Annotated in this window: 31 protein-coding genes; 13 read left to right on the top strand and 18 right to left on the bottom strand. The window is 37.8% G+C overall.

Going from position 1 to position 25,044, the window contains the following annotated elements; genetic code table 11:
* Nucleotides 1-27: 27 nt before the first annotated feature.
* Both folP and NOX80_RS17740 read left to right on the top strand, forming a co-directional pair.
* Complete coding sequence (folP, locus tag NOX80_RS17745) at nt 28-855, top strand: dihydropteroate synthase (protein WP_256551147.1); 828 nt, start codon at nt 28-30, stop codon at nt 853-855.
* On the top strand, nt 852-1,496 hold the full coding sequence (locus NOX80_RS17740) for a hypothetical protein (protein WP_256551146.1): 645 nt from the start codon (nt 852-854) through the stop codon (nt 1,494-1,496). Before folP ends, NOX80_RS17740 begins: the two co-directional genes overlap by 4 nt.
* Here the strand turns inward: NOX80_RS17740 and rlmH are convergent.
* The 6 genes from rlmH to NOX80_RS17710 all read right to left on the bottom strand — a co-directional run bounded on the left by rlmH (nt 1,490) and on the right by NOX80_RS17710 (nt 7,007).
* A complete protein-coding gene (gene rlmH / locus NOX80_RS17735) occupies nt 1,490-1,963 on the bottom strand; it encodes a 23S rRNA (pseudouridine(1915)-N(3))-methyltransferase RlmH (protein WP_256551145.1) in 474 nt (157 codons plus the stop codon). The genes NOX80_RS17740 and rlmH overlap by 7 nt on opposite strands.
* A 51-nt stretch (nt 1,964-2,014) precedes the next feature.
* The gene (locus tag NOX80_RS17730) at nt 2,015-2,386 is read right to left on the bottom strand and encodes a response regulator transcription factor (protein ID WP_256551144.1); all 372 of its coding nucleotides are present in this window, start codon (nt 2,384-2,386) and stop codon (nt 2,015-2,017) included.
* A 100-nt stretch (nt 2,387-2,486) separates the two neighbouring features.
* On the bottom strand, nt 2,487-3,749 hold the full coding sequence (locus NOX80_RS17725; protein ID WP_256551143.1) for a YaiO family outer membrane beta-barrel protein: 1,263 nt from the start codon (nt 3,747-3,749) through the stop codon (nt 2,487-2,489).
* The gene (locus tag NOX80_RS17720; protein WP_256551142.1) at nt 3,736-5,190 is read right to left on the bottom strand and encodes a glycosyltransferase family 2 protein; all 1,455 of its coding nucleotides are present in this window, start codon (nt 5,188-5,190) and stop codon (nt 3,736-3,738) included. Before NOX80_RS17720 ends, NOX80_RS17725 begins: the two co-directional genes overlap by 14 nt.
* Entirely contained in the window at nt 5,187-6,242 is a 1,056-nt protein-coding gene (locus NOX80_RS17715; RefSeq protein WP_256551141.1) for a HEAT repeat domain-containing protein, read from the bottom strand. Before NOX80_RS17715 ends, NOX80_RS17720 begins: the two co-directional genes overlap by 4 nt.
* A 336-nt stretch (nt 6,243-6,578) precedes the next feature.
* Nucleotides 6,579-7,007: an XRE family transcriptional regulator gene (locus NOX80_RS17710; protein ID WP_256551140.1), complete on the bottom strand. Its 429-nt coding sequence runs from the start codon at nt 7,005-7,007 to the stop codon at nt 6,579-6,581.
* Between the two features lie 150 nt (nt 7,008-7,157).
* Between NOX80_RS17710 and NOX80_RS18650 the strand changes: the two genes are divergently transcribed.
* The gene (locus NOX80_RS18650; protein ID WP_371926063.1) at nt 7,158-7,373 is read left to right on the top strand and encodes a SymE family type I addiction module toxin; all 216 of its coding nucleotides are present in this window, start codon (nt 7,158-7,160) and stop codon (nt 7,371-7,373) included.
* 48 nt (nt 7,374-7,421) lie between these two features.
* Here NOX80_RS18650 and NOX80_RS17705 read toward each other — a convergent pair whose 3' ends face one another.
* Nucleotides 7,422-8,039 carry a CpXC domain-containing protein gene (locus tag NOX80_RS17705; protein ID WP_256551139.1) on the bottom strand — a complete coding sequence of 206 codons (618 nt, stop codon included), beginning with the start codon at nt 8,037-8,039 and terminating at the stop codon, nt 7,422-7,424.
* 158 nt (nt 8,040-8,197) lie between these two features.
* Nucleotides 8,198-9,133 carry a hypothetical protein gene (locus NOX80_RS17700; protein ID WP_256551138.1) on the bottom strand — a complete coding sequence of 312 codons (936 nt, stop codon included), beginning with the start codon at nt 9,131-9,133 and terminating at the stop codon, nt 8,198-8,200.
* A gap of 195 nt (nt 9,134-9,328) precedes the next feature.
* On the opposite strand from NOX80_RS17700, the gene NOX80_RS17695 reads away from it, so the two are divergent.
* Nucleotides 9,329-9,598 (top strand): hypothetical protein, encoded by a 270-nt coding sequence (locus NOX80_RS17695; RefSeq protein ID WP_256551137.1) that lies wholly within the window; start codon nt 9,329-9,331, stop codon nt 9,596-9,598.
* Nucleotides 9,599-9,725: 127 nt separating this feature from the next.
* Here the strand turns inward: NOX80_RS17695 and NOX80_RS17690 are convergent, their stop codons facing one another.
* Together NOX80_RS17690 and NOX80_RS17685 are read right to left on the bottom strand one after the other, a co-directional pair.
* Nucleotides 9,726-10,517 carry a TIGR02757 family protein gene (locus NOX80_RS17690; protein WP_371926062.1) on the bottom strand — a complete coding sequence of 264 codons (792 nt, stop codon included), beginning with the start codon at nt 10,515-10,517 and terminating at the stop codon, nt 9,726-9,728.
* An 8-nt stretch (nt 10,518-10,525) separates the two neighbouring features.
* Nucleotides 10,526-11,188: an ABC transporter ATP-binding protein gene (locus NOX80_RS17685; RefSeq protein WP_256551136.1), complete on the bottom strand. Its 663-nt coding sequence runs from the start codon at nt 11,186-11,188 to the stop codon at nt 10,526-10,528.
* Nucleotides 11,189-11,328: 140 nt separating this feature from the next.
* On the opposite strand from NOX80_RS17685, the gene msrA reads away from it, so the two are divergent.
* The 3 genes from msrA to NOX80_RS17670 all read left to right on the top strand — a co-directional run bounded on the left by msrA (nt 11,329) and on the right by NOX80_RS17670 (nt 13,790).
* Complete coding sequence (msrA, locus tag NOX80_RS17680; RefSeq protein ID WP_256551135.1) at nt 11,329-11,973, top strand: peptide-methionine (S)-S-oxide reductase MsrA; 645 nt, start codon at nt 11,329-11,331, stop codon at nt 11,971-11,973.
* Nucleotides 11,974-12,019: 46 nt separating this feature from the next.
* Nucleotides 12,020-12,313, top strand: coding sequence for a hypothetical protein (locus NOX80_RS17675; protein WP_256551134.1), 294 nt, complete (start codon nt 12,020-12,022; stop codon nt 12,311-12,313).
* Nucleotides 12,314-12,449: 136 nt separating this feature from the next.
* On the top strand, nt 12,450-13,790 hold the full coding sequence (locus NOX80_RS17670; protein WP_256549765.1) for an IS1182 family transposase: 1,341 nt from the start codon (nt 12,450-12,452) through the stop codon (nt 13,788-13,790).
* A 185-nt stretch (nt 13,791-13,975) separates the two neighbouring features.
* Here NOX80_RS17670 and NOX80_RS17665 read toward each other — a convergent pair whose 3' ends face one another.
* The 7 genes from NOX80_RS17665 to NOX80_RS17635 form a co-directional block, all read right to left on the bottom strand.
* Nucleotides 13,976-14,296 (bottom strand): DUF6787 family protein, encoded by a 321-nt coding sequence (locus NOX80_RS17665; RefSeq protein WP_256551133.1) that lies wholly within the window; start codon nt 14,294-14,296, stop codon nt 13,976-13,978.
* Between the two features lie 31 nt (nt 14,297-14,327).
* Nucleotides 14,328-14,774, bottom strand: a complete 447-nt coding sequence (locus tag NOX80_RS17660; protein WP_256551132.1) for a DUF6146 family protein — start codon at nt 14,772-14,774, stop codon at nt 14,328-14,330.
* 108 nt (nt 14,775-14,882) lie between these two features.
* The gene (locus tag NOX80_RS17655) at nt 14,883-15,440 is read right to left on the bottom strand and encodes a DUF937 domain-containing protein (protein WP_256551131.1); all 558 of its coding nucleotides are present in this window, start codon (nt 15,438-15,440) and stop codon (nt 14,883-14,885) included.
* Between the two features lie 54 nt (nt 15,441-15,494).
* Nucleotides 15,495-16,454 (bottom strand): D-2-hydroxyacid dehydrogenase, encoded by a 960-nt coding sequence (locus NOX80_RS17650; protein WP_256551130.1) that lies wholly within the window; start codon nt 16,452-16,454, stop codon nt 15,495-15,497.
* Between the two features lie 20 nt (nt 16,455-16,474).
* Nucleotides 16,475-17,545, bottom strand: a complete 1,071-nt coding sequence (gene serC / locus NOX80_RS17645) for a 3-phosphoserine/phosphohydroxythreonine transaminase (RefSeq protein ID WP_256551129.1) — start codon at nt 17,543-17,545, stop codon at nt 16,475-16,477.
* Between the two features lie 7 nt (nt 17,546-17,552).
* Complete coding sequence (locus NOX80_RS17640; RefSeq protein WP_256551128.1) at nt 17,553-17,954, bottom strand: LNS2 domain-containing protein; 402 nt, start codon at nt 17,952-17,954, stop codon at nt 17,553-17,555.
* Nucleotides 17,955-18,021: 67 nt separating this feature from the next.
* Nucleotides 18,022-19,080, bottom strand: a complete 1,059-nt coding sequence (locus NOX80_RS17635) for an acyl-CoA reductase (protein ID WP_256551127.1) — start codon at nt 19,078-19,080, stop codon at nt 18,022-18,024.
* Between the two features lie 60 nt (nt 19,081-19,140).
* On the opposite strand from NOX80_RS17635, the gene NOX80_RS17630 reads away from it, so the two are divergent.
* Nucleotides 19,141-19,491, top strand: a complete 351-nt coding sequence (locus NOX80_RS17630; protein ID WP_256551126.1) for a 4Fe-4S dicluster domain-containing protein — start codon at nt 19,141-19,143, stop codon at nt 19,489-19,491.
* Nucleotides 19,492-19,542: 51 nt separating this feature from the next.
* Here the strand turns inward: NOX80_RS17630 and NOX80_RS17625 are convergent, their stop codons facing one another.
* A complete protein-coding gene (locus tag NOX80_RS17625; protein ID WP_256551125.1) occupies nt 19,543-20,085 on the bottom strand; it encodes a hypothetical protein in 543 nt (180 codons plus the stop codon).
* Nucleotides 20,086-20,265: 180 nt separating this feature from the next.
* Here NOX80_RS17625 and ychF point away from each other — a divergent pair, with 180 nt between their 5' ends.
* The 5 genes from ychF (at nt 20,266) to NOX80_RS17600 (ending at nt 25,011) form a co-directional block, all read left to right on the top strand.
* Entirely contained in the window at nt 20,266-21,360 is a 1,095-nt protein-coding gene (gene ychF, locus NOX80_RS17620; protein WP_256551124.1) for a redox-regulated ATPase YchF, read from the top strand.
* A 108-nt stretch (nt 21,361-21,468) separates the two neighbouring features.
* Nucleotides 21,469-21,996, top strand: coding sequence for an NADPH-dependent FMN reductase (locus tag NOX80_RS17615; RefSeq protein WP_256551123.1), 528 nt, complete (start codon nt 21,469-21,471; stop codon nt 21,994-21,996).
* Between the two features lie 53 nt (nt 21,997-22,049).
* On the top strand, nt 22,050-22,739 hold the full coding sequence (locus NOX80_RS17610) for a TIGR02117 family protein (protein ID WP_256551122.1): 690 nt from the start codon (nt 22,050-22,052) through the stop codon (nt 22,737-22,739).
* A gap of 2 nt (nt 22,740-22,741) precedes the next feature.
* Entirely contained in the window at nt 22,742-23,047 is a 306-nt protein-coding gene (locus tag NOX80_RS17605) for a hypothetical protein (protein ID WP_256551121.1), read from the top strand.
* 107 nt (nt 23,048-23,154) lie between these two features.
* A complete protein-coding gene (locus tag NOX80_RS17600; protein ID WP_256551120.1) occupies nt 23,155-25,011 on the top strand; it encodes a DNA topoisomerase IV subunit B in 1,857 nt (618 codons plus the stop codon).
* Nucleotides 25,012-25,044: the final 33 nt, after the last annotated feature.

Genomic DNA, 25,044 nt, shown 5'->3' with positions numbered 1-25,044 from the left:
TCTCCCCGGATTTCAAAACAGAATCAGATGACAATCAATTGCAAAGGAAAGCTAATCGCTCTGGACACTCCAAAATGTATGGGGATTTTAAATGTAACTCCGGATTCATTTTACGATGGCGGAAAATATAAAAGCGATGCCTCATTTTTAAATCAAACGGAGAGAATGCTGACGGAAGGAGCAACTTTTATAGATATCGGGGCTTATTCGTCACGACCAAATGCTGAATTTGTAACCGAACAGGAAGAAATCGATCGTATTGTTCCTGTGATTCGTTTGATTGCCGATCGGTTTCCGGAAGCAATCTTGTCGGTGGATACATTTCGGGCTAAAGTTGCGTCAGAAGCAATCGGTGCCGGAGCAGCGATAATAAATGATATTGCAGCCGGATTACTGGATGAAAATATGCTGCCGACCGTAGGGGAATTAAAAGTGCCTTATATTATGATGCATATGCGAGGAACGCCGCAAACGATGGCTACTTTAACGGACTATAATGATATTGTAAAGGAGATGCTGTATTATTTCTCCGAAAGGGCTCGGGCGGCACGTAGTTATGGTATTCAGGATATCATTATCGATCCGGGATTTGGATTTGCAAAAACAACGGAACAAAATTATGAAGTACTACAAAAACTGGAATTATTTCAGATTTTAGAACTACCTTTATTGTCGGCCGTATCCCGAAAGTCTATGATTTATAAAGTGCTGGAAAATACTCCGGCGGAAGCTTTAAACGGAACGACGGTACTTAATACGCTTTCCTTACTTAAAGGCGCTTCTATTCTTAGAGTACACGATGTAAAAGAAGCCATGGAGTGTATTCGGCTGGTAACAAAAACACAAGGATTATGATACGATACAGCATTGTTATAGCAGTCTTTCTATTAGTAAGCTGTGGTAAAGACAAAGAAATACTATTGCCAAAATCAAACAAAACCATTGTAAAAGACGTAGCGGATATTTCCCCGATTTATTTTTTATTTCAGGAGAAAGATAAAGATACTCTGGTTGAAGTGGATAAGCAAACGATAATTTCCACAACAAACTGGATTTTTAATATTGACAAGCGATTCCCGATGCGAAAAATAGTACCGGAAATAATCCGACTTCAAAACCGAAAAGGAAGTCATAAAGGAGAAGCTCAGGTTGAAAATTACTATTCTTATGCAGATAGTATCGGGAAAAATATGGCATTCGTACCGTTTACGAATGTCGTGTATACTTTAGGAAAACAAAAAGATTTTGCCGATCAGGGAAAAGTTTCATTGGTGTTAAAGCTGGATAAACATAACAAAGTAACTGCTAATGGAGTCCCGATGACATTAGCGCAATTCCCGGAAGCGGTGACGAATTTGTATCCGGATCAGCCGGTTGTGGTTTTTCTGCATTTTGATCAGAATTTGTTGTACCAGGATTATGTTGCGGCAAAAATTGTCATTTCCGGATGGAAACTGAAAAATGTTGAATTTTCAAATAAAGAATATACTTACTGATGGTGATACGGTTCGTTTCTCAGAATCGTAAAACCGCGGTATAACTGCTCAATAAAGAACAAACGTACCATTTGGTGCGAGAATGTCATCAGGGATAAAGAAATTTTTCCCTGTGCTTTTTTATAGACCGTTTCCGAAAAACCATAAGGGCCGCCAATCACAAATACGAGTGTTTTAACACCGGAATTCATCTTCTTTTGCAATTCGTCTGAAAAACCGACACTGGAAAATGTTTTTCCGTTTTCATCCAATAAGATTAACTGATCAGTTGCGGTTAGTTTAGACAGAATTAATTCGCCTTCTTTTTCTTTTTGCTGACTTTCCGATAAGTTTTTTACATTTTTGATATCCGGAATGATTTCCAGATCGAATTTGATGTAAAAAGATAAACGCTTGGTATAATCGTCGATTAAAGATTGTAAAGCCTTGTTATCGGTTTTGCCTATTGCCAGGAGTTTAATGTTCATGGACGGAAATTTTTTGCAAAAGTAAGCAGTACAGATGAAATATCCGTAGTGTTAGTCAACCAGTAATCGTTTTACCCGTAAAATAAGTTCTTTCGGGTTAAAAGGTTTGGCAATAAAATCATCGGCACCCAACTTAAAGCCGTTGGCTACTGTATTTTCTTCTTCTCCCAATGCAGAAAGGATAATTACCGGCGTTTTTTTATAGTTTTCTTTAACGAAGTTGGTGACTTCCAATCCTGATTTAAAAGGCATCATTACATCTGTAATAACTAAATCGGGAAGAAAAGAGGTTATTTTTTCAATAGCTTCAGAACCGTCCTTAGCAATTGTTAACGCATAGCCTTCTTTCTTTAAGATAAACTCAAGAATATTAATCGTAAGGTTGTCGTCTTCAACAATAAGAATTTTTTTTCCGGAACTCATGATAATCGGTTAAAAATAAGTTTTGTTTACTTTTTGCAAAAATAAGGTTAATTCAAGTGAATGTAGTACTTTTTATGTTAATTAACATAATATAAAAGGACTAAAAACGATATTGTAAGCTAAAATTAATTTCAGTTTCGTTTTGTTTTTGGCCGGGTAAATATTCCTGGTTGTTGTAGTTAACCTGGATACCAGCCAGATAGTTTTGCCATAGGACGCGATAGTATCCGGCACCGATTCGGTAGGAATCCATCGCAATTCGTTGTTCCAACTGACCCAATACGGATCTTTCGTCCGGAGATGTTCCGTAACCCAACATAAGTGTTGCATAATCGAAACGGGAATCGAAATAGTAACGGGTCGTTAAAGTAAAAGCAGGATACACTTTACTGTTTTGATTCTGAAGGAAAGTACGCAGGTTAATCCAGTATGAGCCCAGGTATTTTCCGATTCCTACAACTGCCGCCGTAAGATCTTCGTCTACCGTTTTGGTATAACGGACGCCTAAATCAGCTTCCCAGCCGTTATTAAAATTGTAATAAAAGGAATACCCTAATCGCCATTTCGGAAAAACAATATCATCACTATAAGCTACACCGGCATAAGAATAAGCTTTTTTTCCGGTAAAGAAATACGATTCGGCTTCATACTGAAGTCCATCGGCAATCGATGTTTTAAAAGACAAACGATTGGCATAATTCACACGCCCGATCAGCGAACCCCATTTACGTTCGCGGATATATTGAGCACTTCCCAGATTCCACGGGCCTACGCCATTTCTGTCGAAAAAGGTAATGCTATAGTTTAAACCCACACGGTCGTTGTTGTTTTTTCGTTCCAAAAGAAACAAACGCTGTTTGATATCCGTATCATTCGGAAATTGCTTATCCATCGATTTCAGATAATCATATGCTATATCATCCTCCTTTTGCAATTCGTAAATCGCCAGTTTTCTAAAATAAAATGATTTGTTTTGCGGAAATTGCGCAATTGCCTGATCGGTTACACGCGTTGCTTCCGGGTAATTTTTAGCATTGGTTTCCAATTGAGACCAATAGGTATAAGCGTCTTCGTATTTCGGATTTTTTTCAACTACGATTTTATAATGATAACGCGCACTGTCGATACTCTCTGTTAATTGATAAGCACGTCCTAAAAACAAATGGAAATCCAGATAATCCGGTGCGGCTTTAATCCCCATTTGCGCTTTTTTAATGGCTTCCGGGTAGTTTTTATGAACATTGATGTCCTTAATAACTTCCGTAAGTAAACTATCCGTATTGATTTTTTGCGCCAATAAAGACGGCGTAGCAAATAACATAACGGAATAGAAGAATATTTTGATAAAATTAAGCTGCTTCATTATTTTTTTTGTTTTCACTGTTGAAACCCAATCGGGGCATTTCTCCCCATTTCTGTTCTTTTTGTCTGAAGAATTGCCAGTATCCTTTCAGGGAGGCGTATATATTGACCGGATGATACGCAAAGGGTTCGATAAAGGCCATACCGGTAAGGATCAGGATCTCTTTCAGATTTGCATAATTACGATATAAAATCTCGTCCAAAAATATCGAAACGAGCGTTAAAATCAGATAGAATAAATATACAAATAAAGAAACGTAAAACAGGAATATGTAGTCAATATCCAGAATATAAAAACCGATTAAAAGCGAGAAGATACCGAGTAATTCCAGAATCGGAACCATGAACTCAAACGTAAAGAAATAAGGAAGAACCAAAAAAGCGGTCCGACCGTATTTCGGGTTAAAAAACATGGTACGATGTAAATATAAGGTTTGGATCAATCCGCGTGCCCATCGGCTTCGTTGGCGTATCAATACGTCGGCATTGGCCGGAACTTCTGTCCAGCATAACGATTCCGGGATATATTTAATGGAGAACTTCTGTTTGGTATCATACATGTATTTTCGCATCCGCGTGATCAGTTCCATGTCTTCACCTAATGATTTGTGCCAATAACCGCCGGCAGCAATGGCGACTTCTTTATCAAACATTCCTAATCCGCCGGAAACAAGCAGTAAACCGTTGATTTGACTCCAGGCCATTCGTCCGAAAAGAAAAGCCCGTACGTATTCCAATTCCTGGAAACGCGCAAACCAATTAGTAGGAAAGTGGACTTTAACCAGAAAACCGTCTTTTACTTCGCACGAATTAGAGATACGAATTCCGGCACCGGTAGCGATTACTTTTCGTTTGCTTTCCATAAAAGGCTTGGCCAACTTGATAATCGTATCTTTCTTTAAAATACAATCCACATCCGTACAAAGGAACAACGGATGCTTGGCCGAATTAATACCGGCATTGGACGCATCGGCTTTACTTTTACCGTTGTTTTTGTCGACTACCAGTAATTTAGCATAAATCGGATTCGTGGATTTATAATGTCCGCGTACTTTTTGAGTCTTTATTTTCTCTTTATAGTAAAAGTCAACTTTAACTAATTGAAACTCCCGGATCAGCTTTTCAAGAGTATCGTCCGTACTTCCGTCGTTGACAATGATAACCTCAAAATTCGGATAAGTCAGCGAAAGCAAAGATTTTACGTTCGATACAATCGTAGCGCCTTCGTTATATGCCGGAGCAACAACCGAAACACCGATCATGTTATTGGATTTAACCAACAAATCATCGTGGATAAAATACTTAGCGTTCAGGTGTTTTTTAATAGCCAGATAGGACAAAACTGCCAGGAACAGGTAAAATAAAATATAACTGGAAGAGAAAACCGCCACAAAGGTTTCGTAGAACTTTTCGAAAGCTTCCAAATAGTATCTCGAAATCATAAGTAAGCGTTTTTAACGTGTTTTTTTATTTTAATAATTTCAAAATTCTCTTTGAAATTGGATTTTAGATAATTGGAATCCAGAGTGTCCAGTGTTCGAACGGCTTCCAGTTTAGTAGCCGGATTTACGGAACGATGCAGGTAATCATCAATAAACACAATCGATTTTTGACTTCCGATAACCGCCAGTGTTTGTAAAATCGCAATCTTATTCTCGATTTCTTCAGAAGCGAATATGTCGATCAGTACCGGTTCGGCTTCAAAAAGGAATAATTCCCGTAAGGCAATAATAACTTCCCTGCGAATCATATTATTGTCCGCCTTTAAAAGCTTTAGTAAAGTGTCTTTTTCGACAGTATAATTATAGTATACCATAAAACGAATACCCAGTTTTACTATTGACGGGTTTTGCGCCGTAATCCAGTCTTTGATATTCTTAGGAATCGGGAACTTTTTATGATAAAGTAAATCCATTACTTTCAGCTCGTCGATTAGCGATATTTCATAAGGATAGTCACTTAAAAAATCCAGCTTTTTTGATGTTAGTGAAATAAATGCAATAAAAGCATTGGAACGTAATACCGGATTTTTATGATCCATATATTTTTTTACCAGACTTTCTCCTTCTTCATATTCAAGTACCTGAAAATGAAAAATCCCTTTACATTTAATATACCAACGACGGTTGCGAATAAGTTTTTCACTAAAATGTTGCAGACCGAAACTTTTGTAAATATCCAGAATCGGAGCGGTAACTTCACCTTTAATATTTTGTTTCAGTTCGATAATACAACTGGTAACCATACTTTTACACCACATGCTCCCATATGGGATTTGTTTTTTAAAATCGCTGATTCGGTTTTCGTAATCTTCAGCATCGGTAAAAAGCAATTCGGTCAGGAAAGCGGTAATCTTTTGGCGTATCGACAAGCGGTATTGCTTGTTATATTCATACATAATACGATCGCTTATTGTGACAACAATGACAACAATAAGGATTATGACCAAAGAAGGCACGATAAAGTTGATTAAATAGTACTTAAATACTTCCAAACTAATACTTTAGGGTGAGCTGCAAAGGTAGTAAATTTATAGGGGTTAGACGTTAAATTTTTCTAAAACCGTCGCAAAATGCCTGTTAATTCACTGGTTTATAGTAGGCTACAAAGCCTTTTTTTATTGGTAAAATGACCTTAATATGGCTTTTTTTGACTTTGTTTTTATAAAGATGTGGCTTTATGATGCTAGTACTATATTGATAGCGAGATAAGAATAACCCTAAAATGAGACATGTTAAGTTTATATTGACTTTATATTGGCTTTAATATGGAGTAGTAAAAAAGCGTATACCTGATGACTTTTTAAATCTGTTAGGTGTAAAACGCAGTATTATTTCCGGTCGAGTAGTTTTTCCAGTAAGTTGTTTTTTTCTTTCTCGGATTCAAGCAAGCGTTCGTAAAGTTTTTTGTTTTCGTCATATGATTCGATCAACTTATCAATAGGGTTGAAAGTACATTGATGATTTATTGCATTCATAGTAGAGGTGTCATTACTATTGAATGTACTTGATATAATATTCAGAGTGGAATCATCATCAAAATTTTCGATGGCAGCAACAGGTATATTTAAAATGATGGCTACTTTTTGAAGTATGTCGTTTTCAATGGTTTCTTTTTGTTCGAGTAACGATATTTTTTGTTGGTTCCAGTCGCTACCCATTTCATAGGCGAGTATATCCTGTTTGATACCTAACATTTCGCGAAAACGTTTTACATTACGTCCCTGGTGTATTTTATTGGTTTTGGTTGCATTCATCATGGCGTAAATTTAAATTATTATTTATTAGGTCACAAAAATAAAGGTACGTAAAATATTAGTTAATTACCGGTGATATGCTGTAATTTAAACGGGAATGATGTAGGTTATTGATTGCGATTTCCGGTGCTTTACCGAGTTAAAATATTGTTTATGAAAGCCAATACTATACTACACACCCATCGGAATAGTCGAACATTAAAGGTTTATTCTAAATATTTTCAACGCCGATATGGTAAACATGTAAACCTTTCTTATATACGTCTCACCGGACGTTGGTTAGAAGAAAGTGGCTTTAAGATTGGAGAATATGTCCGGGTAGCGAATGAATCAAATCGGATTATTATTACAAAAGTAAAACGAGTATAAGTCAGGTTTTAAGACCTGTCTGACATAGCGGAATCAAGGTGTATACTTTTATTTTCGAAGTATATCTGGATTATATAAATTATTCTTTTCCTCCAAAGTAAGATTCTTGATATCATATTTCATTTCCATCATCTCACTCGGATGTATATAACAGAAGAAAGTAATTTCATTGTTTTCTGTTTTTTTAAAATAGACTTTAAAATCGAGATTTGGCTCGATACCAGCTACTTCTTTAGAGGACTCATCCAAAATTGCTTTCATACGAACGGCCGCTTGTTCGATTACAAGATCGTTTAACTGATTATCAAAAATGTAAATCTTTTCAACTAACCGGCTATATTCTTTTACTTTACGATAGATATAACCCTTTTCGATAAGTTCATCCATCATTCTGTTTTTGGATTCCTGTTCTTTTTGATCAACTGTTTCATCATCAGCTAATGCTAATTCCAACATGATTTTTTGGGTCATATCATGGTACAAAAAACCGGAGATAATATTAATCTCTTTTTGACAATTGGTACAAGTACTTCTGTTCAGCTTCCCCAAGAGCACTTCTCTCTTTAACTCGGGATTAAGGGTAACATTTACCGATTGATAATAGTTTAGTTCCTGTTCGGAGTCGCAGTGCGGACAGTTTTGACGGGTTTTATGATTAAGACTCATAATAATAAAGCTTGCAGTTTTGTTATCGTGCGATACAAATATATTTATTTCGTACAATGAAGTTGTTTATTTTTCCCGATTATGAGAAAATAAAAATAAAGATAGTGCCGATAGTTTCTGTTCGCGCGGATTTGTAATTCGTGTGGTCTAATTAAAGCTTAACGACAATTTTTTCGTAATTCCTGGATTGGTTTTTTAGCAGTATAATAGCCTTGATCAAGCCATTTATCCATTCCGGCCGGATCACTTGTATAGAGTGTATATACTGTTGAATTAATTAGATTTTCCTTTAGCTTTTTATTTCTTTTTTGAGACTGATGAATGGTTTTGCGTACTGTAATCAGGTCTTTATGTAAGGCGTCTAAATAGTCATTATTGGAAAAATAAAGATTGGAATATTTGGAAGAATACAATTTTACGATTTCTGCCAGCGATGCGTAACTTAAATTAGTAGTACCATCTATAATCACACAACGGTTTTTCGGTAACGAATCCAAAAAAGAGAGGAGTTCGGGATTATCGTCAAAAGCACCGCTAATACTACCCCAGAATTTATATTCTAAGGGAACCTCGGAAATTTTTCGGATTGGTAAACCGGTAAAATAAGGTCGGTAAGAGTGGTCTAAAACCGTAATTCCGGCTGAGTCTTTAACAATCGAATAAGCGAAATCGAAAAAAGCTGTAATCTTTTTTAGTTCAGGCTGATATCGTGAAGAATCTAACATCGGATTAGTGATGATCATTTTATGAGAAATACCATTTTGCCCGAAATATTGAATTGTAAAACCGCCTCCGTCCATAGCATTCTCTCCTTTTTGAATAGTTGATTTCGGTATTACGACGTTTAATTCTGATTTGAGTTTTTGGAATGTGGCGTCATTAAAGGTATAGGTATTGTGAAAGAGCGTGTCTTTTATTGCTTTTATACCTAACATAATACAGGTTAGTTGCCTGTTTTTATAGTCGACTTTATAAGAAGTATCCCGATATTTAAATTGCTGAAATTCCAAAATGACCGTTTCGATCGTATCGTTTTGAGCATAACAATGATGGGATAAAACCGAGACAAAAAGAATGTATAGGAATCGAAACATAAGGTTATACAGGATTTATAGTACCTATAAAAACGGATAAAAAATCACATTATTATATAAGAAAAAACTGATTGTATGGATTTTTGATCAGATCACACGGATTACAAATCCGCGCGATCTGAATAATATCTGGAAACACGTAATTCAATTGTTTTTTCTTGCAATACATTCGTGATTCACATTAAAATAAATGATATGTCAAATTTTAAAAAGAATGATATGTACTATGAAGAGGAGTACATATGGAGAAGAGATAAGGGTGATGGTCCTTATACAGGAAAAATAGATAGAGATAGATTGGACAGAGATGAAGGATATGAAGTCTTGGATTTTGCTAATGCTTGGCTATCGGATTCTGTTCCGGTTAGTAGTCTGCATAAGTTTGAAAAAATGCTAAGAAATGATGTGCCAAGTCATGAGGTTATGAAAACAAAAATCATTGCTTTTATAAGAGATAACTGGTAATGAAAAAATATTAGATCACGCGGATTTGCAATCCGTGTGGTCTGATATTAAAACAGAAAATCTGAGGAAATACGTAATATAATTGTTATCCAGATGACGCAGATTTTAAATGCGTATTAGCATGAAATCACTTAAACCCTTCAAAAACGCCCAATCCAAATAGCGCAAAGTCATATTTTACCGGATCATTCGGATCCATAAGACGAAGGTTGGTATCCAGTTCGGCAAGTGCTTTACCGTCGTTTTGTTTACGGGTTAAAAGTCCGAGTCTACGCGCTACATTTCCGGAATGTACATCCAGCGGACAAGATAAAGTCGCCGGTGAAATGGAGTTCCAGATACCTAAGTCGACACCTTTATTGTCGTTACGCGCCATCCAACGGAGGAACATGTTAATTCGTTTTGCAGCCGATCCATTGGCCGGATCTGAAATATGTTTTTGCGTCCGACTTTGATGTTCGATTTCAAAAAATACGCGTTTAAATTCCGAAATACTCTTTTGCATCGAATCCGGTTGCTGATGTTGTGCGAACACCGCTTCCAGTCCGTTATGGTGGCGATAGATGTTTTGCAGACTTTTGATAAAGAAAATCATGTCGGTACCGTTAAACGTACGGTGCACAAAATTTTCCATACGTTCCAGTTGCGTATCGGTATGCGACATCACGAAATCATAAGGAGAATTACCCATTAATTCCATCATTCGCTGCGCATTTCTGATAATCATTTTACGGTTTCCCCAGGCAATTGTAGCACTTAGGAATCCGGCAATTTCGATATCTTCTTTTTGCGAATACAAATGCGGAATCTGTATCGGATCGCTTTCAATAAAATCAGGATGGTTATATAGCGCGACTTTTTCGTTTAAAAACGATTGTAATTCTTCGATATTCAATTCCGGATGTGCGATAAGCGTCATTATAAAGTTTATTTACTGATTTGACCGTCGACCATAATCAGTTTTCGGTCGGCCATATTAGCCAATTCTTCATTATGGGTTACGATGACAAATGTTTGTCCGAATTCATCCCGAAGTTTAAAAAACAGTTGGTGTAAGTTTTCAGCCGAATGGGTATCCAGATTCCCGGAAGGTTCGTCGGCAAAAATCACGGCCGGTTTGTTTATCAATGATCGTGCTACAGCTACACGTTGTTGCTCTCCGCCGGAAAGTTCACCCGGTTTATGATGCATACGATGGTATAAGCCCAGATAGTTCAGTAATTTGATCGCTTCATCTTCCACATCCTTTTTCTCTTTTCCGGCAATGTAAGCAGGAATACAAACATTCTCAAGTGCTGTAAATTCAGGTAAAAGTTGGTGAAACTGGAAAATAAAACCCAATTGACGATTACGGAATTTCGATAAAGCTTTATCATTCATTTTCAGGATATCTTCATTGTTAATGAGCAATGAAGTGCCACTTTCGACTGTTGGTTTGTCCAATGTGCCGAGAATTTGAAGTAAAGTCGTTTTTCCGGCACCGGAAGCACCTACAATCGAAACGATTTCTCCTTTTTTTATATGTAGATCAACGCCTTTTAAAACGTGAAGTTTGTCGTAATATTTATGAATATTCTTGGCCTGTATCATGATAACGAATTTCTACAAAGAAACGAAGATTTTAAGTAAAATGAAATCCATAGTCTATATAATTCCGTATAGATATAAAGTTTCGTTAACAACGAATAATCGATTTCAGAGTTTGATTAATTTTGATAAAAACTAAAGATATGAAAAGTATTTTTGTATTACTGTTATCACTCGGAGCCATATCCTGTCAGTCGAATGACAAAAAAGTGTCTGCCGAAAAAAATAAAGCGATAAATACGATGAACGAACAAAAAGGTTTAGAAGTGGCTACAGTGGCCGGAGGTTGTTTTTGGTGTACCGAAGCCCTGTTTTTAGAATTAAAAGGCGTTAAAAAAGTAGTGTCCGGGTATACGGGTGGAACCGTGAAAAATCCGACCTATAAGGAAGTGTGTACCGGAACAACCGGTCACGCGGAAGCAATCGAGATTACATTTGATCCGAAAGAAATCTCATATGAGGATATTTTGGAAGTGTTTTTTGCCACCCACGATCCGACGACTTTAAACCGTCAGGGTGCAGACGTAGGAACGCAATATCGCAGTGAGATCTTCTATCATGACGAGGCGCAACATAAAGCGGCAACGAATTTTATCAAACTTCTGAATGATCAGAATATTTACGGTAAAAATGTCGTAACTAAAGTATCGCCGGCAGTGACGTTTTATCCGGCGGAAGATTACCATCAGGATTATTACAATCAGAACAAATCGCAACCGTATTGTATGGCGGTGATCAATCCGAAGTTGGAAAAGCTGCGTAAAAACTACAAATCCAAGCTAAAGTAATTTTGGCACTGAATTTGCGTTTATATAGGATAAAAATAAAATAGAAATGACTGAAATTCAGGTGAAAGCCGCCGCGGCAGAAAAACAGCGGAAATTGATGTTAAGCATTCTGTTTGACCTTATCGGATGTATGACATATCTCATCCCGTTTTTGGGAGAGTTTTTGGATATTGCCTGGGCTCCTATAGCCGGTTTTATTCTGGCGCGAATGTATAAAGGTACGATTGGTACAGTAGGTGGTATTTTTGCTTTTGTGGAAGAACTAATGCCGGGACTGGATTTTATTCCGACATTTACACTCACATGGGTGTATACCTATATGATTAAGAAACAAGACTAAAGAAACAAGAGAAAAGAGTAGGGGTGAACGGATAAAAAAAAAGGGGCTGTCTCAAAAGTGAGGCAGCCTCAATTTTTTTATACAAATAAGGGAGCCCAAGAGCTCCCTATATTTTGCAAGTTTGTTAACTTGCGGTGTGTATAATAAATCAAAAGTAGTCTTTAAAGATTACAATCCCAAGCAAAATTTTCTACTTCCTCCGAGTTTAGAGGAGCTGATAGAACTCAACCATCCAGTAAGAACCGTTTCCGATGTGATTGACGGTCTTGATTTGGAATGCCTTATTAAGAATTACAAACCAGGCGGCACTTCCAGTTACCATCCCCGCATGCTTCTTAAAGTGTTGGTTTATGGTTATTTGTGCAATATTTTTTCCAGCCGCAGGCTTGAGGAAGCCTTGAAGCAGAATATCCATTTTATGTGGTTAAGCGGTATGAGCCGTCCTGACCATAATACTATAAACCGCTTTAGGAGTGAACGCCTTAAAGATGAGGTACGCAGCATCTTTACCCAGGTTGTATTGCTTTTAGAATCCCAGGGACATGTGAGCCTTAAAACTGTTTTTACCGATGGTACAAAAATAGAAGCCAATGCCAACCGGTACACTTTTGTATGGGGCAGATCCATCGAAAGGAATAAAAGGCGCATAGAAGAGCAGCTTCAGGACTTATGGGAGTATACGCAGCAAGTTGCCGCTACTGAATCTAAAGACAAGACAGAAGTTGAGTTTAAGGCTATTGACAAGGAAGCTGTTGAAAAGACTATTAAGAAGATTGACACCGCCCTTAAAGGCAAAAAGATATGCCCTAAAGTACGGCAGAAGCTTAACTATGCCCGTAAGAACTGGCCTGCAAACCTTGAGAAGTATGCTAAGCAAGAAGATATAATGGGTAAGCGAAACAGCTTTTGTAAGACCGATACTGATGCTACTTTTATGCGGATGAAAGAAGACCACATGAAGAACGGACAGTTAAAACCGGGATATAACTTACAGATAAGCACACACAACCAGTTCATTGTAAATTACTCTTTACACCCTAATCCCAATGATACAAGGACGCTACCCGAACATATAAAAATTTTTAAAGAACACTACAATAGACTACCTGAAGAACTTGTGGCTGATGCAGGTTATGGTTCGCAGGAAAACTACACATTACTTGATAATGAAGGTGTTGAAGCATATGTAAAATATAATCATTTTGACAAAGACACCAGAACAGGAATACCAAGTATCTCTTTATCTAATCCCGAAGTAGCCCAGTTAAGAACAAAAGCTTATAACCTGCTCGTAACCGACAGGGGAAAGGAACTCAGAAAGCAACGCTGTCATGATGTAGAAACCGTGTTTGCCCAGATAAAAAACAACAAAGGCTTCCGCAGGTATAATCTGCGTAGCAAAGCCAAGGCCGAAGTGGAAACGGCATTACTTGCTATGGCTCATAACCTCAAAAAATGCCCTGTTAGGACATCATAAAAGGGATAATTTTCTCTTTTTTGAAAAGTAGATGCTTTTACTGGCTAAAAGAGACATCAAAATAGCTAAATCAGAAAAAATAAATCAGAAGATTGTCGGCAATAAAAAAGGGGATGTCCTTTTGAGACAGCCCCTTTTTTTATACCTGACAGGTTTCTAAAACCTGTCAGGTATAAAGGTGTATATTATTCTTCTTTTTCTTTCTTTTTAACCAGAAATCCCAATCCCATATGTCGAAGCATTTTCTTTACAAAATTCCAGAAAAAGGTAAATTGTCCGAAAATAGTACCGATAATTACCAGTAAAACTTTATAAACCGGTAGGATAATAATAAGTCGAAGTGGCCAGTAAAGCCAAGGTGTCAGGTTGTCTTTGGTGATTCCCAGCCATTCCACAAGCGGCTTGGACAGATACGAAGCTGTCGATCCGGTAATGGCAAAAACGGTAAAAATGATGACCAATTGGAAGTTGGAAGAGACGCCCCAACGTCGTTTTAATTTTTCCATTGCTTTTGAAATAGGCTCAAAAATACAACTTTTATGGTCGCGGAGCAAAGCCTCCGAGGCGAATATTGTTTTTTAATTGGAAATAGACTAAATAATTATAGAGCATATAATTGACTTCATAACCATAATCTGTAGTAGCATTATAATCGATCATCATGGTGAATAAATTTTCACCGCCGGGTCGCTGACTAACCACGTGCGTATTCCATTGGGTGACCCATTGAATATTCCGGGCTTCCAGATATTTCTGATCGTAAAAACCTCTGGGTTTGGCTCTTCCGATTAACCAGGAATTAAAACCGGGATCAATAATAATGATTTCATATTCCAGTTCATCGTTGGCAATTCGAATAGTATCATTAGCTGAAGCTGCCAATGCACTTTCATTTTTGTCGGTTGTAGTAACTGATTTGGGAGTGGTACAACTCCAAACCAGTATCAGGCAAAAAATAATTCCGAAGTAAAACAGCTTTTTCATAGGGTTATTTTCGTATAAAGATACTAAAAATGAGCCATATGGCTGTTGTTTTTAATGAAAAAGCCGGGTATAATACCCGGCTTTTCTATCTGATTTTTGCTATTCTGCTTACTTGCCGAACAAGCGACCAAACAATCCGCCGATGCCTCCTTTTTTAGAAACAGCGGCCATAGCATCGCTCATATCCACTTTGCCGTCATTGTTCTGATCCAGTCCGAATTGTCCTCCGTATTTTGAAATAGCATCCATTAATCCGGAACTTCCGTTTCCTCCTGAAATAGCCGAAACAATATCGGAAATGTTAAAACCGGGTTGGTTCGGATCTTTTGCTTTGTTGATCAGTGATCCCAGTACATTAGGAATTAAACTTCCTGCTACACCGGATGCTGTTTCCGTGCTTAATCCGAATTTTTGTCCCAAATCACCTGTTAGCTGCTCGGATAATTTTTGTACAACAGGATTGGATCCCGTAGCTGCATTGTCACCCTGAAATAAACCGGCTAACTGATCAATATTTCCTTCGGATGCGATTTTCTGTAATCCGGTCAGGATTGAACTCCCGGCCTGTTGCACGACCTCCTGATTTAATTCGTTCGGGATAGCCTCGTTTTTCACAATGGCCTCACCACCGTATTGCTGTACTAATTGCGTTAATTGCTCGAGCATAGTGTTTGATTTAGAGTTGGTTATCAAATGTAAGCAAAAAAACGATTGCTATTATTATGCATTGGTTTTTAATAAACTGATAATTTGTTCTGCCAACTCTGTTCCGATTCGTTCCTGAGCCTCTAATGTGGCTGCACCGATATGAGGTGTAAGGGAAACTTTCGGATTCATTAAAACCTGAATAGCAGGTGTCGGTTCTTCTTCAAAAACATCCAGTCCGGCAAACAATACTTTTTCTTCATCTAAAGCATCGATTAAGGCTACTTCGTCAATTACACCGCCACGGGCACAATTGATAATACCGACATCCTGTTTCATCAAATCAAATTCGGCTTTACCAATGATATAATCATCCTGAGCCGGAACATGTAAGCTGATAAAATCGGAATGGCGAAGTACGTCTTCAATCGGTTCGGTTTCAATCGCAACATTAATAAACTGACCGTTATAAAAATCCACTTTAATAGTTGCTTCGTCTACATATTTATCGGTGGCAATCACTTTCATTCCTAATCCCAAAGCCATACGAGCCACTTCACGGCCAATACGTCCGAAACCGATAATTCCGATTGTTTTTCCTCGCAATTCAATTCCGTTGGAATAGGCTTTTTTCAGGTTGTTAAACTGAGTATCGCCATCTAAAGGCATGTTTCTGTTGGAATCATGTAGGAATCGCGCTCCGGAAAATAAGTGAGCAAAAACAAGTTCGGCTACTGATTCGGATGATGAAGCCGGCGTATTGATAACATGCAATCCTTTTTCGCGGGCATAAGCGACGTCGATGTTGTCCATTCCTACACCGCCACGACCGATTACTTTTAATGTCGGACAATTATCGATAATGTCCTGACGTACTTTAGTAGCACTGCGTACTAATAATACGTCGATTTGATGTTTGTTGATATAATTAGCAACCTGTTCCTGGGCTACTTTTGTTGTGATTACTTCAAAACCGCCTTGTTCCAAAGCTTTAATACCGCTTTGAGATAAGCCGTCATTGGCTAATACTTTCATAGTGTGTGTCATTAAATTAATTAAGCGATTCTTTCTAATTCCCGCATGGCTTTAACCAAAACCTCTACGCTTTCCAATGGTAGTGCATTGTACATCGAAGCTCTGTAACCGCCAACAGAACGATGTCCGTTAAGACCGGATACTCCGGCTTCTTTCCATAAATTATCGAAAAGAGTTTTATGCGCTTCATTTTCCAGTAGAAAAGTTGCATTCATTTTGGAACGATCTTCTTTTGCTGCAGTTCCTTTAAACAACGGGTTGCGGTCAACCTCGTTATATAAAAGTGCGGCCTTGGCCTCGTTGTTTTTTTCGATAGCGGTGATTCCGCCAAGATTTTTAAGCCATTGTAAGGTTAATAAAGAAGTGTAAACCGCAAAAACCGGAGGCGTGTTATACATGCTTTCTTTATCGATATGCTGCTGATAATTCAGTATATTAGGAATCGATCTTCCGGTCTGATTTAGTAAACCTTCTTTGATTACCACCAGTGTTGTTCCGGCCGGCCCCATGTTTTTCTGAGCTCCTGCATAAATCAGATCAAATTTTGAAAAATCCAGAGATCGGGAAAAAATATCGGAACTCATATCGCAAACGATCGGAATATTGGTTTCCGGGAACTGATTCATTTGTGTTCCGTAAATCGTGTTATTACTCGTACAGTGAAAATAATTCGCATCAGTCGGAATCTCGAATGCTTTAGGGATATACGTATAATTATCTGCTTTGGAAGAAGCGACAACTACGGTTTCTCCGAAAGCTTTTGCTTCTTTAATCGCTCCGGATGCCCAGGTTCCGGTATCAAGATAAGCCGCTTTTCCATCGACTTTCATCAGGTTATAAGGAACACGAAGGAATTCCATACTGGCACCGCCTTGTAAAAACAGGGCATGATAACCTTTCCCGGTGAGTCCGAGAAGTTCTAAGGCTAGTGCACGGGCTTCTTCCATAACTGCAACAAATTCTTTACTGCGATGGGAGATTTCCAGTATTGATAAACCGGTATCGTTAAAATTTAAAATGGCTGCTGAGGCTTTTTGAAATACTTCTTGAGGTAATATGCAGGGACCTGCGCTAAAATTGTGTTTTTTCATTTTGGAATTAATCTTTGAAAACCTGAATTACAACTTCTTTTTCTACAAGGTCGGTAAATTTACCGTTGTAGCGAGTTGCCTTAACTAAATGATTGTCGATCCAATGGTAATTACCACCGCGCGGTTTACCCATCAGGATACTGTGATATTTGAAACCGTGTTTTTGGAGCCATCGCTCGGTAACATCCCGATGTATCTCGGTTCTCGAAGTAAAAAAACAAATTATATGGCCTTCGTCATACCATTTGTTAATAGTTTCGAGCGCATCGGGGAAAGGAAGACAGGTTTCCATTCTTTCCGGTTCTTCATTTGGAATATCATCGGTAATTGTACCGTCGATATCAATGAGGTAGTTTTTAATCCCGTCTTTTAAAACAGGACTAACATTGTTTTTGTGTTCTAGTTGCATTGTAGTGTGTTTAAGTATGTAAATTTCTTAAAAAAAATGCTCTTAATCACAAAAGAAATGCAATAAGTTAGATTTTTATCAGAAAATCCAGTGTATCCACGTTGTCAGCATAATCCCAAAGCTCCGGATGTTGTGTTTTTCCGAACGGAATACTGTCGGTGATTACAGCATTTGAAACAATACATTGTAATTGGTCTTTGTCGGCTTCCAGACGGGTTTTCAGAGTGTCGGCCGAATCGTAATATTCGTAGAAAACTGATGAAATAGGAGATGCATAACTCGTATCTTCTTTAAGTGTCATAAATTCATTGTCGAGTAATTCAAATCGACTCATCAGGAACACGGCTTTATTATAATCGTAGTTGTTGGCGTATTTTTCATAATGAATGATGTCGCCATATTCGTACATCGCTTCGAAAAACAATTTAAAATCATAGTCTTTCGGAAGGAATAATTTTGAAACATTTCGGCACCCTAAACCAAAATAGCGGAAAATATCTTCGCCTAAATTAACCAGATCTTCTTTGGTTTCTTTACCGTTAAGTACGGCCACGGAATTTCTGTTTTTACGGATGATACTCGGTTTATCCTTGAAATAATATTCAAAGTAACGGGCTGTATTGTTGCTTCCGGTAGCGATTACGGCATCAAAATTTTCAAGTTTACCATCGGTGAAAGTGATGTAGGATGCGATTTCCGGAGTAACGGAAATCAGGTATTCTGCTAAAAACGGTAATAATTTCTGATCGTTGGAAGAGGTTTTAACCAACACTTTATGACCGGAGATCAGTACCGATAAAAAATCGTGAAAACCGACCAACGGAATGTTTCCGGCCAGAATTAGCCCAACGGTTTTAGAAGTAATATTGGTGAAATCATATCGGGATAACCATTGATCGAGATTGCTTTCGGTTAGTGCTTCTGCCCAGGATTGTACGGAAAAATAAACCTGTTCCGGGGTAAACCATCCATTGTGAGATTGAGACAATTCGATCAGGGATACAAAATTATCAAAGAACCGGTCGTTGTTTTTTACCTCCGGATTCAGGTGATTCCCTTTTTCGGAAAACTGGCTTAAAAACTTTCCTAATTCAATAAAACTTGCTTTTTTATCGCTTTGTCGCATGTGTAATTTGTTTATGAATGGTTTTGATTGTAATTTTGTACAAAAATAATAAAATTAGCTATGGCAATCATTATAACAGACGAATGTATCAATTGCGGAGCCTGCGAACCGGAATGCCCGAATACGGCTATCTATGAAGGAGCCGATGATTGGCGCTATAAAGACGGAACAAAATTAACCGGTACTATTGTGCTTCCGGACGGAACGGAAATGGATGCGGATGCCGCACAAACTCCGATTTCAGATGATATTTATTATATCGTTCCCGGAAAGTGTACGGAGTGTAAAGGATTTCACGAAGAGCCACAGTGTGCAGCTGTTTGCCCGGTTGACTGTTGTGTGCCGGACGATAATCATGTGGAAAGCGAAGAATTGCTTTTACAACGACAGTCGTTTCTGCATAACGAATAAAAAAAAGCAAAACCCCTGGAATTCCAGGGGTTTTGCTTTTTTTGAGTGTTATTAATTCCGAATAATTGAGGCTTTTTCAATAATCATTGTGTCAGTTTTCGGATCGTATGTTTCCATAATCAGGTTGCCGTTTCCGTCAAAATAACCCGCAGAAATTTTATTTTTTGCTTTTAGGATATAATGATTCGTCATGGAAGTTTCTCTTAAAATACCCAATTGTTTTTTAGTGTCGGGGTTCATAATAGTGTAACCAACTTTGTCAAGCATTACCTGATATCTTTGGCCGTTGTAAGTGTAATAAGCAGAACGGTCTACATCTACATAACGGGTAACTCCGTCTACAGTAACCTGAACTTTAGACATTACCTGAGTAGGGCCTAATTGCATTTCTTTGTTAAGCGATTTAGAATTAGCATCTTTTAATTCAACATCCTGAACTTTGTCCAGCTCTTCTGTTTTAACAATCTTGCGTTCACCGTCAGAATCTTTTACGGTACGAACCGTAGTTTTTACTTCCGATTGCACATTGGTATTCTGAGCGTATAAGCACGCAGAGAAAGCTAGTAATATCAAACTTAAAATCGATTTTTTCATAATATTTTTTATTTTAAGGTTACTATTTAACAAATATAAGCTATTGTGTTGTGAAAATTAAATAAACTGTATTAAAAATTTTATAAAAATTCAAAATAATGATAGCTAAATGTTAAGATGGAATACAGTTGACTTTTACTTAATAATCAATATATTTGCAGACTTTTAAAAACGCACATTATGAAAGCCGGAATTGTAGGATTACCCAATGTAGGAAAATCAACCTTGTTCAATTGTTTGTCAAATGCCAAAGCGCAAAGTGCTAACTTTCCGTTTTGTACGATCGAACCTAATATTGGGGTGGTAAATGTACCGGATCCGAGATTGGAAAAATTAGAAGAGCTGGTTAACCCGGAGCGTGTTCAGCCGGCTACTGTTGATATCGTGGACATTGCAGGTCTGGTAAAAGGAGCTAGTAAAGGAGAGGGATTAGGAAACCAGTTTTTAGGGAATATCCGCGAGTGTAATGCGATTATCCATGTATTGCGTTGTTTTGATAATGATAATATTGTTCACGTAGACGGAAGCGTAAACCCGATCCGTGATAAAGAAACGATTGATATCGAGTTGCAGCTAAAAGATCTTGAAACAGTTGAAAAAAGACTGGAAAAAGTGAAAAAAGCGGCTAAAACAGGAAATAAAGAAGCGCAGGTTGAGGAAGGTTTGTTAAATCGAATCCGTGAAGCGTTATTAGCTGCGAAATCGGCTCGTACTGTTGTTCCGCAAACAAATGATGAGGAAGTTTTAATGGAAGGGTTTCAATTGATCACTGCTAAACCGGTATTGTATGTTTGTAATGTAGACGAAGGAGCGGCTGCAACCGGAAATGCTTATGTAGATCAGGTACGCGAACTGGTAAAAGATGAAAATGCAGAAGTAATCGTATTGGCAGTTGGAACGGAAGCTGATATTACGGAACTGGAAACCTATGAAGAACGTAAAATGTTCCTGGAAGATTTAGGTTTAAAAGAACCGGGATCTTCAGTATTGATTCGTGCAGCTTATAAATTGTTAAATCAGCAAACGTATTTTACAGCCGGTGTAAAAGAAGTACGTGCCTGGACAATTAATATCGGAGATACAGCGCCAAAAGCTGCCGGAGTTATTCATACCGATTTCGAAAAAGGATTTATCCGTGCTGAGGTTATCGCTTATGATGATTATGTGAGCTATGGTTCGGAATCAAAAGTAAAAGAAGCTGGTAAATTAAGAGTAGAAGGAAAAGAATATATCGTAAAAGACGGTGATGTAATGCACTTCCGTTTTAACGTGTAAGTTGATAAAACCGATAAAAATACAAAAGGTGGAGTTTTTACTTCACCTTTTTTTGTGGACCTGTGGCTTTATTGCTAATTTTAGCACTTGTACCAAAAAAGATAACCTATGAAAATTATTGCTTTCGGCGGGAGTAACAGCCATAGCTCCATTAATAAAAAATTAGCAACTTACGTATCAGGTTTATTTGAAAACGCGGATGTTGAAGTGCTGGATCTGAATGATTATGCTTTGCCTGTTTTTAGTGTAGATCTGGAAAAAGAAATCGGACATCCTAAGCAGGCTGTGGACTTTTTAGAAAAACTGGAAAGTGCGCAGTTACTGGTTGTTTCGTTAGCCGAAAATAACGGTAATTATTCGGTGGCATTTAAAAATATTTTCGATTGGTGTTCCCGTAAGCATAAAGATGTATTTCAGCAAAAACCGTTACTGTTAATGGCGACATCACCGGGCGCAAGAGGCGGAGCAAGTGTGTTGGAAATTGCAAAAAATAACCTGCCGCGTTATGGCGCCAATATCATTGCAACATTTTCATTGCCTACATTTTATGAAAATTTTGATGTAGATAAAGGTTTGATATCGAATACTTTGCTGGATAATCAGATAAAAGATATTGTAAAGGAATTCGCATTCTGATAAAATGGTCTCTAATTTGATGCGATCTTTAAAAACGTAATTTATAGCATCAGATGATAATCGTTAAAAAAAGCCTTCGGATAGTACTCAGAATTCTGTTAGGAGTATTTGCATTTCTTGTGTTTTATGTGTTGATGGTACTGTTACTGTCGCGTATTCCGGTTAATACGGATAACGAACAGCAGAAAGCGGAAATTCCGATCTATATTTTGTCAAACGGAGTACATACGGATATTGTTGTTCCGGTAAAAAACGAAATTACCGATTGGACAAAGGAAATTCGTTTTGAAACGACTAAGGCCAAAGATAGTCAGGCTGATTATATCGCTTTCGGATGGGGAGATAAAGGGTTTTATCTTCATACGCCGGAATGGTCCGATTTAACAGCAGGTACGGCATTTAAAGCGGTTTCAGGACTAGGATCATCAGCGATGCATATTACGTTTTACAAGAAGTTGAAAGAAAGCGAGAATTGTAAAAAAATAATGATTTCCAAAGCAGAATACCGACAATTGGTTGATTTTGTAAACAGTAGTTTTGCGCGGGATGCAACCGGAAAAATACAGTCGATTTCGGGTTACAACTATGGGGAAAACGATGCTTTTTATGAAGCTAAAGGAGCGTATAATCTGTTTTATACCTGTAATACCTGGGCAAATAATGCATTAAAATCGGCTCACCAGAAAGCGTGTTTGTGGACGGTTTATGACAAAGGAATATTCTATCATTACGAAAAAAAATAAAAATGAAACTAAAGAAAAATACATTATACCTGTTATTGCTCCTTGTAGCTAGTTTTCTGGCTCTTTTTATCGGAAAAGATTTTCAGTTGGATCCGCAATATAACTGGGTGTATACCGGAATGAAATATCTGGCATTTGCCTTGTTGTTTATGGCAGTATTTGCTTCGGTATCCAATACCCGTGAAATGATAAAATCAACAGAATTAAAACCGAAAGCATTGTGGATTATATTGTCCATGCTTCCGATTTTGTTTTGTCTGGTGGTTTTTATATTGTCTTCGACGGTTTATAAACTGAAACTTTTTTGATTGTCAGTAAATCAAAAAGTTAGCAGAATCGTTTGATAACTTTATCCCGGCGTACTTTCATTTTTTCGGCAGAAATGTTATATTAGCAGAAAATCCGAAATTTCTTTATGCTAGAGCAAAATCAGTACACCGAAGACAACATACGTTCACTCGATTGGAAAGAACATATCCGTATGCGTCCCGGGATGTATATCGGAAAACTGGGAGACGGTTCCTCACCGGATGACGGTATTTATATCCTACTAAAAGAAGTACTGGACAACTGTATCGATGAGTTTGTTATGGGGGCCGGAAAAAATATCGAAGTTACCGTAAAAGATAAAATGGTAACCGTTCGGGATTATGGCCGTGGTATTCCGTTGGGAAAAGTGGTAGACGTAGTGTCTAAAATGAATACCGGAGGTAAATACGACTCAAAAGCATTTAAGAAATCGGTAGGTTTGAACGGTGTCGGTACCAAGGCAGTAAATGCCTTGTCTACCTATTTTCGTGTGGAATCAGTCCGCGATAATCAGCAAAAAGCAGCTGAATTTTCCGCCGGAAATCTGACACTGGAAGAAGAGGTAATTGAAACTACAAAACGCAAAGGAACGAAAGTGACCTTTGTTGCTGATGAAACCATTTTTAAGCACTATAAATACCGAAACGAGTATATCGTTAAGATGCTTAAAAACTATTGCTATCTGAATACAGGACTTACTATCCTCTACAATGGCGAAAAATTCTATTCCGATAACGGATTAAAAGATCTATTGGAAGAAAACATCGCTGAAGAAGATATGATTTATCCGATCATTCATCTGAAAGGTGATGATATTGAAGTAGCGATTACACATAGTAAAACACAATACTCCGAAGAATATTATTCGTTTGTTAACGGACAAAATACAACGCAGGGAGGAACACATCTCGGTGCTTTCCGTGAAGCGATTGTAAGAACGATAAAGGAGTTTTATAATAAAAACTTCGAAGCGTCTGATGTACGTAAATCGATCGTTTCGGCTATTTCACTTAAAGTCGAAGAACCGGTTTTCGAATCGCAGACCAAAACCAAACTGGGATCAACCGATATGGGGCCAAACCAGCCAACGGTACGAACGTATGTAAACGATTTTGTTAAAACGAAATTAGATAATTTCCTTCATAAAAACCCGGAAACTGCCGATGCGTTACTCCGTAAAATCTTACAGGCAGAACGCGAACGTAAAGAATTATCCGGTATCCGTAAACTGGCTAAGGAACGAGCTAAAAAAGCAAGTTTACACAACCGAAAACTTAGAGATTGCCGGGTGCATCTAACCGATATTAAAAACCCGCGTTACCTTGAAAGTACGCTGTTTATTACCGAGGGAGACTCGGCTTCCGGTTCGATCACCAAATCCAGAGATGTGAATACACAAGCTGTATTTAGTTTACGGGGAAAACCGTTGAATTCGTATGGAATGACCAAAAAGATCGTATACGAAAACGAAGAGTTTAACTTGTTACAGGCGGCTTTGAATATTGAAGAAGATATGGGCGATTTGCGTTACAATAATATTGTAATTGCTACCGATGCCGATGTCGACGGAATGCACATCCGTTTATTGTTAATCACTTTCTTTTTGCAATTTTTCCCGGAACTGATTAAGGAAGGGCATTTGTATATACTGCAAACCCCTTTATTCAGGGTGCGTAACAAAAAAGAAACCATCTATTGTTATAGCGAAGATGAAAGGGTGGCAGCAATCGAAAAATTAAAACCAAAACCCGAAATAACCCGATTCAAAGGATTAGGAGAGATTTCGCCGGATGAGTTCAAACACTTTATCGGAGAAGATATCCGTTTGGATCCGGTAATGCTGGATAAAGCCACATCGATTGAACGATTACTCGAATTTTATATGGGTAAAAATACACCCGACCGACAGGAATTTATTATCAAAAACCTGAAAGTAGAATTAGATGTGGTAGAAAATAAATAAAGTGAATTTCAAACTTCAATTGCGGAATAGAAA

The sequence above is a fragment of the Flavobacterium cerinum genome (genome assembly GCF_024496085.1).
GTDB classification, from domain to species: domain Bacteria; phylum Bacteroidota; class Bacteroidia; order Flavobacteriales; family Flavobacteriaceae; genus Flavobacterium; species Flavobacterium cerinum_A.
The sequence above is the reverse complement of the archived record's forward strand: the minus strand, read 5'-3'. Positions and strand labels throughout refer to the sequence as shown.

Coding starts and splice junctions, on each gene's coding strand:
- NOX80_RS17710 (WP_256551140.1), bottom strand. CDS start 7,007: ATGATGAATGCAACCAAAACCAATAAAATACACCAGGGACGTAATGTA.
- NOX80_RS17695 (WP_256551137.1), top strand. CDS start 9,329: ATGTCAAATTTTAAAAAGAATGATATGTACTATGAAGAGGAGTACATA.
- NOX80_RS17720 (WP_256551142.1), bottom strand. CDS start 5,190: ATGATTTCGAGATACTATTTGGAAGCTTTCGAAAAGTTCTACGAAACC.
- NOX80_RS17730 (WP_256551144.1), bottom strand. CDS start 2,386: ATGAGTTCCGGAAAAAAAATTCTTATTGTTGAAGACGACAACCTTACG.
- NOX80_RS17650 (WP_256551130.1), bottom strand. CDS start 16,454: ATGAAAGTATTAGCCAATGACGGCTTATCTCAAAGCGGTATTAAAGCT.
- serC (WP_256551129.1), bottom strand. CDS start 17,545: ATGAAAAAACACAATTTTAGCGCAGGTCCCTGCATATTACCTCAAGAA.
- NOX80_RS17610 (WP_256551122.1), top strand. CDS start 22,050: ATGATAATCGTTAAAAAAAGCCTTCGGATAGTACTCAGAATTCTGTTA.
- NOX80_RS17685 (WP_256551136.1), bottom strand. CDS start 11,188: ATGATACAGGCCAAGAATATTCATAAATATTACGACAAACTTCACGTT.
- NOX80_RS17625 (WP_256551125.1), bottom strand. CDS start 20,085: ATGAAAAAATCGATTTTAAGTTTGATATTACTAGCTTTCTCTGCGTGC.
- NOX80_RS17725 (WP_256551143.1), bottom strand. CDS start 3,749: ATGAAGCAGCTTAATTTTATCAAAATATTCTTCTATTCCGTTATGTTA.
- NOX80_RS17605 (WP_256551121.1), top strand. CDS start 22,742: ATGAAACTAAAGAAAAATACATTATACCTGTTATTGCTCCTTGTAGCT.
- NOX80_RS17665 (WP_256551133.1), bottom strand. CDS start 14,296: ATGGAAAAATTAAAACGACGTTGGGGCGTCTCTTCCAACTTCCAATTG.
- NOX80_RS17660 (WP_256551132.1), bottom strand. CDS start 14,774: ATGAAAAAGCTGTTTTACTTCGGAATTATTTTTTGCCTGATACTGGTT.
- ychF (WP_256551124.1), top strand. CDS start 20,266: ATGAAAGCCGGAATTGTAGGATTACCCAATGTAGGAAAATCAACCTTG.
- msrA (WP_256551135.1), top strand. CDS start 11,329: ATGAAAAGTATTTTTGTATTACTGTTATCACTCGGAGCCATATCCTGT.
- NOX80_RS17705 (WP_256551139.1), bottom strand. CDS start 8,039: ATGAGTCTTAATCATAAAACCCGTCAAAACTGTCCGCACTGCGACTCC.
- NOX80_RS17600 (WP_256551120.1), top strand. CDS start 23,155: ATGCTAGAGCAAAATCAGTACACCGAAGACAACATACGTTCACTCGAT.
- NOX80_RS18650 (WP_371926063.1), top strand. CDS start 7,158: ATGAAAGCCAATACTATACTACACACCCATCGGAATAGTCGAACATTA.
- NOX80_RS17640 (WP_256551128.1), bottom strand. CDS start 17,954: ATGCAACTAGAACACAAAAACAATGTTAGTCCTGTTTTAAAAGACGGG.
- rlmH (WP_256551145.1), bottom strand. CDS start 1,963: ATGAACATTAAACTCCTGGCAATAGGCAAAACCGATAACAAGGCTTTA.
- folP (WP_256551147.1), top strand. CDS start 28: ATGACAATCAATTGCAAAGGAAAGCTAATCGCTCTGGACACTCCAAAA.
- NOX80_RS17700 (WP_256551138.1), bottom strand. CDS start 9,133: ATGTTTCGATTCCTATACATTCTTTTTGTCTCGGTTTTATCCCATCAT.
- NOX80_RS17630 (WP_256551126.1), top strand. CDS start 19,141: ATGGCAATCATTATAACAGACGAATGTATCAATTGCGGAGCCTGCGAA.
- NOX80_RS17615 (WP_256551123.1), top strand. CDS start 21,469: ATGAAAATTATTGCTTTCGGCGGGAGTAACAGCCATAGCTCCATTAAT.
- NOX80_RS17675 (WP_256551134.1), top strand. CDS start 12,020: ATGACTGAAATTCAGGTGAAAGCCGCCGCGGCAGAAAAACAGCGGAAA.
- NOX80_RS17635 (WP_256551127.1), bottom strand. CDS start 19,080: ATGCGACAAAGCGATAAAAAAGCAAGTTTTATTGAATTAGGAAAGTTT.
- NOX80_RS17655 (WP_256551131.1), bottom strand. CDS start 15,440: ATGCTCGAGCAATTAACGCAATTAGTACAGCAATACGGTGGTGAGGCC.
- NOX80_RS17690 (WP_371926062.1), bottom strand. CDS start 10,517: ATGACGCTTATCGCACATCCGGAATTGAATATCGAAGAATTACAATCG.
- NOX80_RS17740 (WP_256551146.1), top strand. CDS start 852: ATGATACGATACAGCATTGTTATAGCAGTCTTTCTATTAGTAAGCTGT.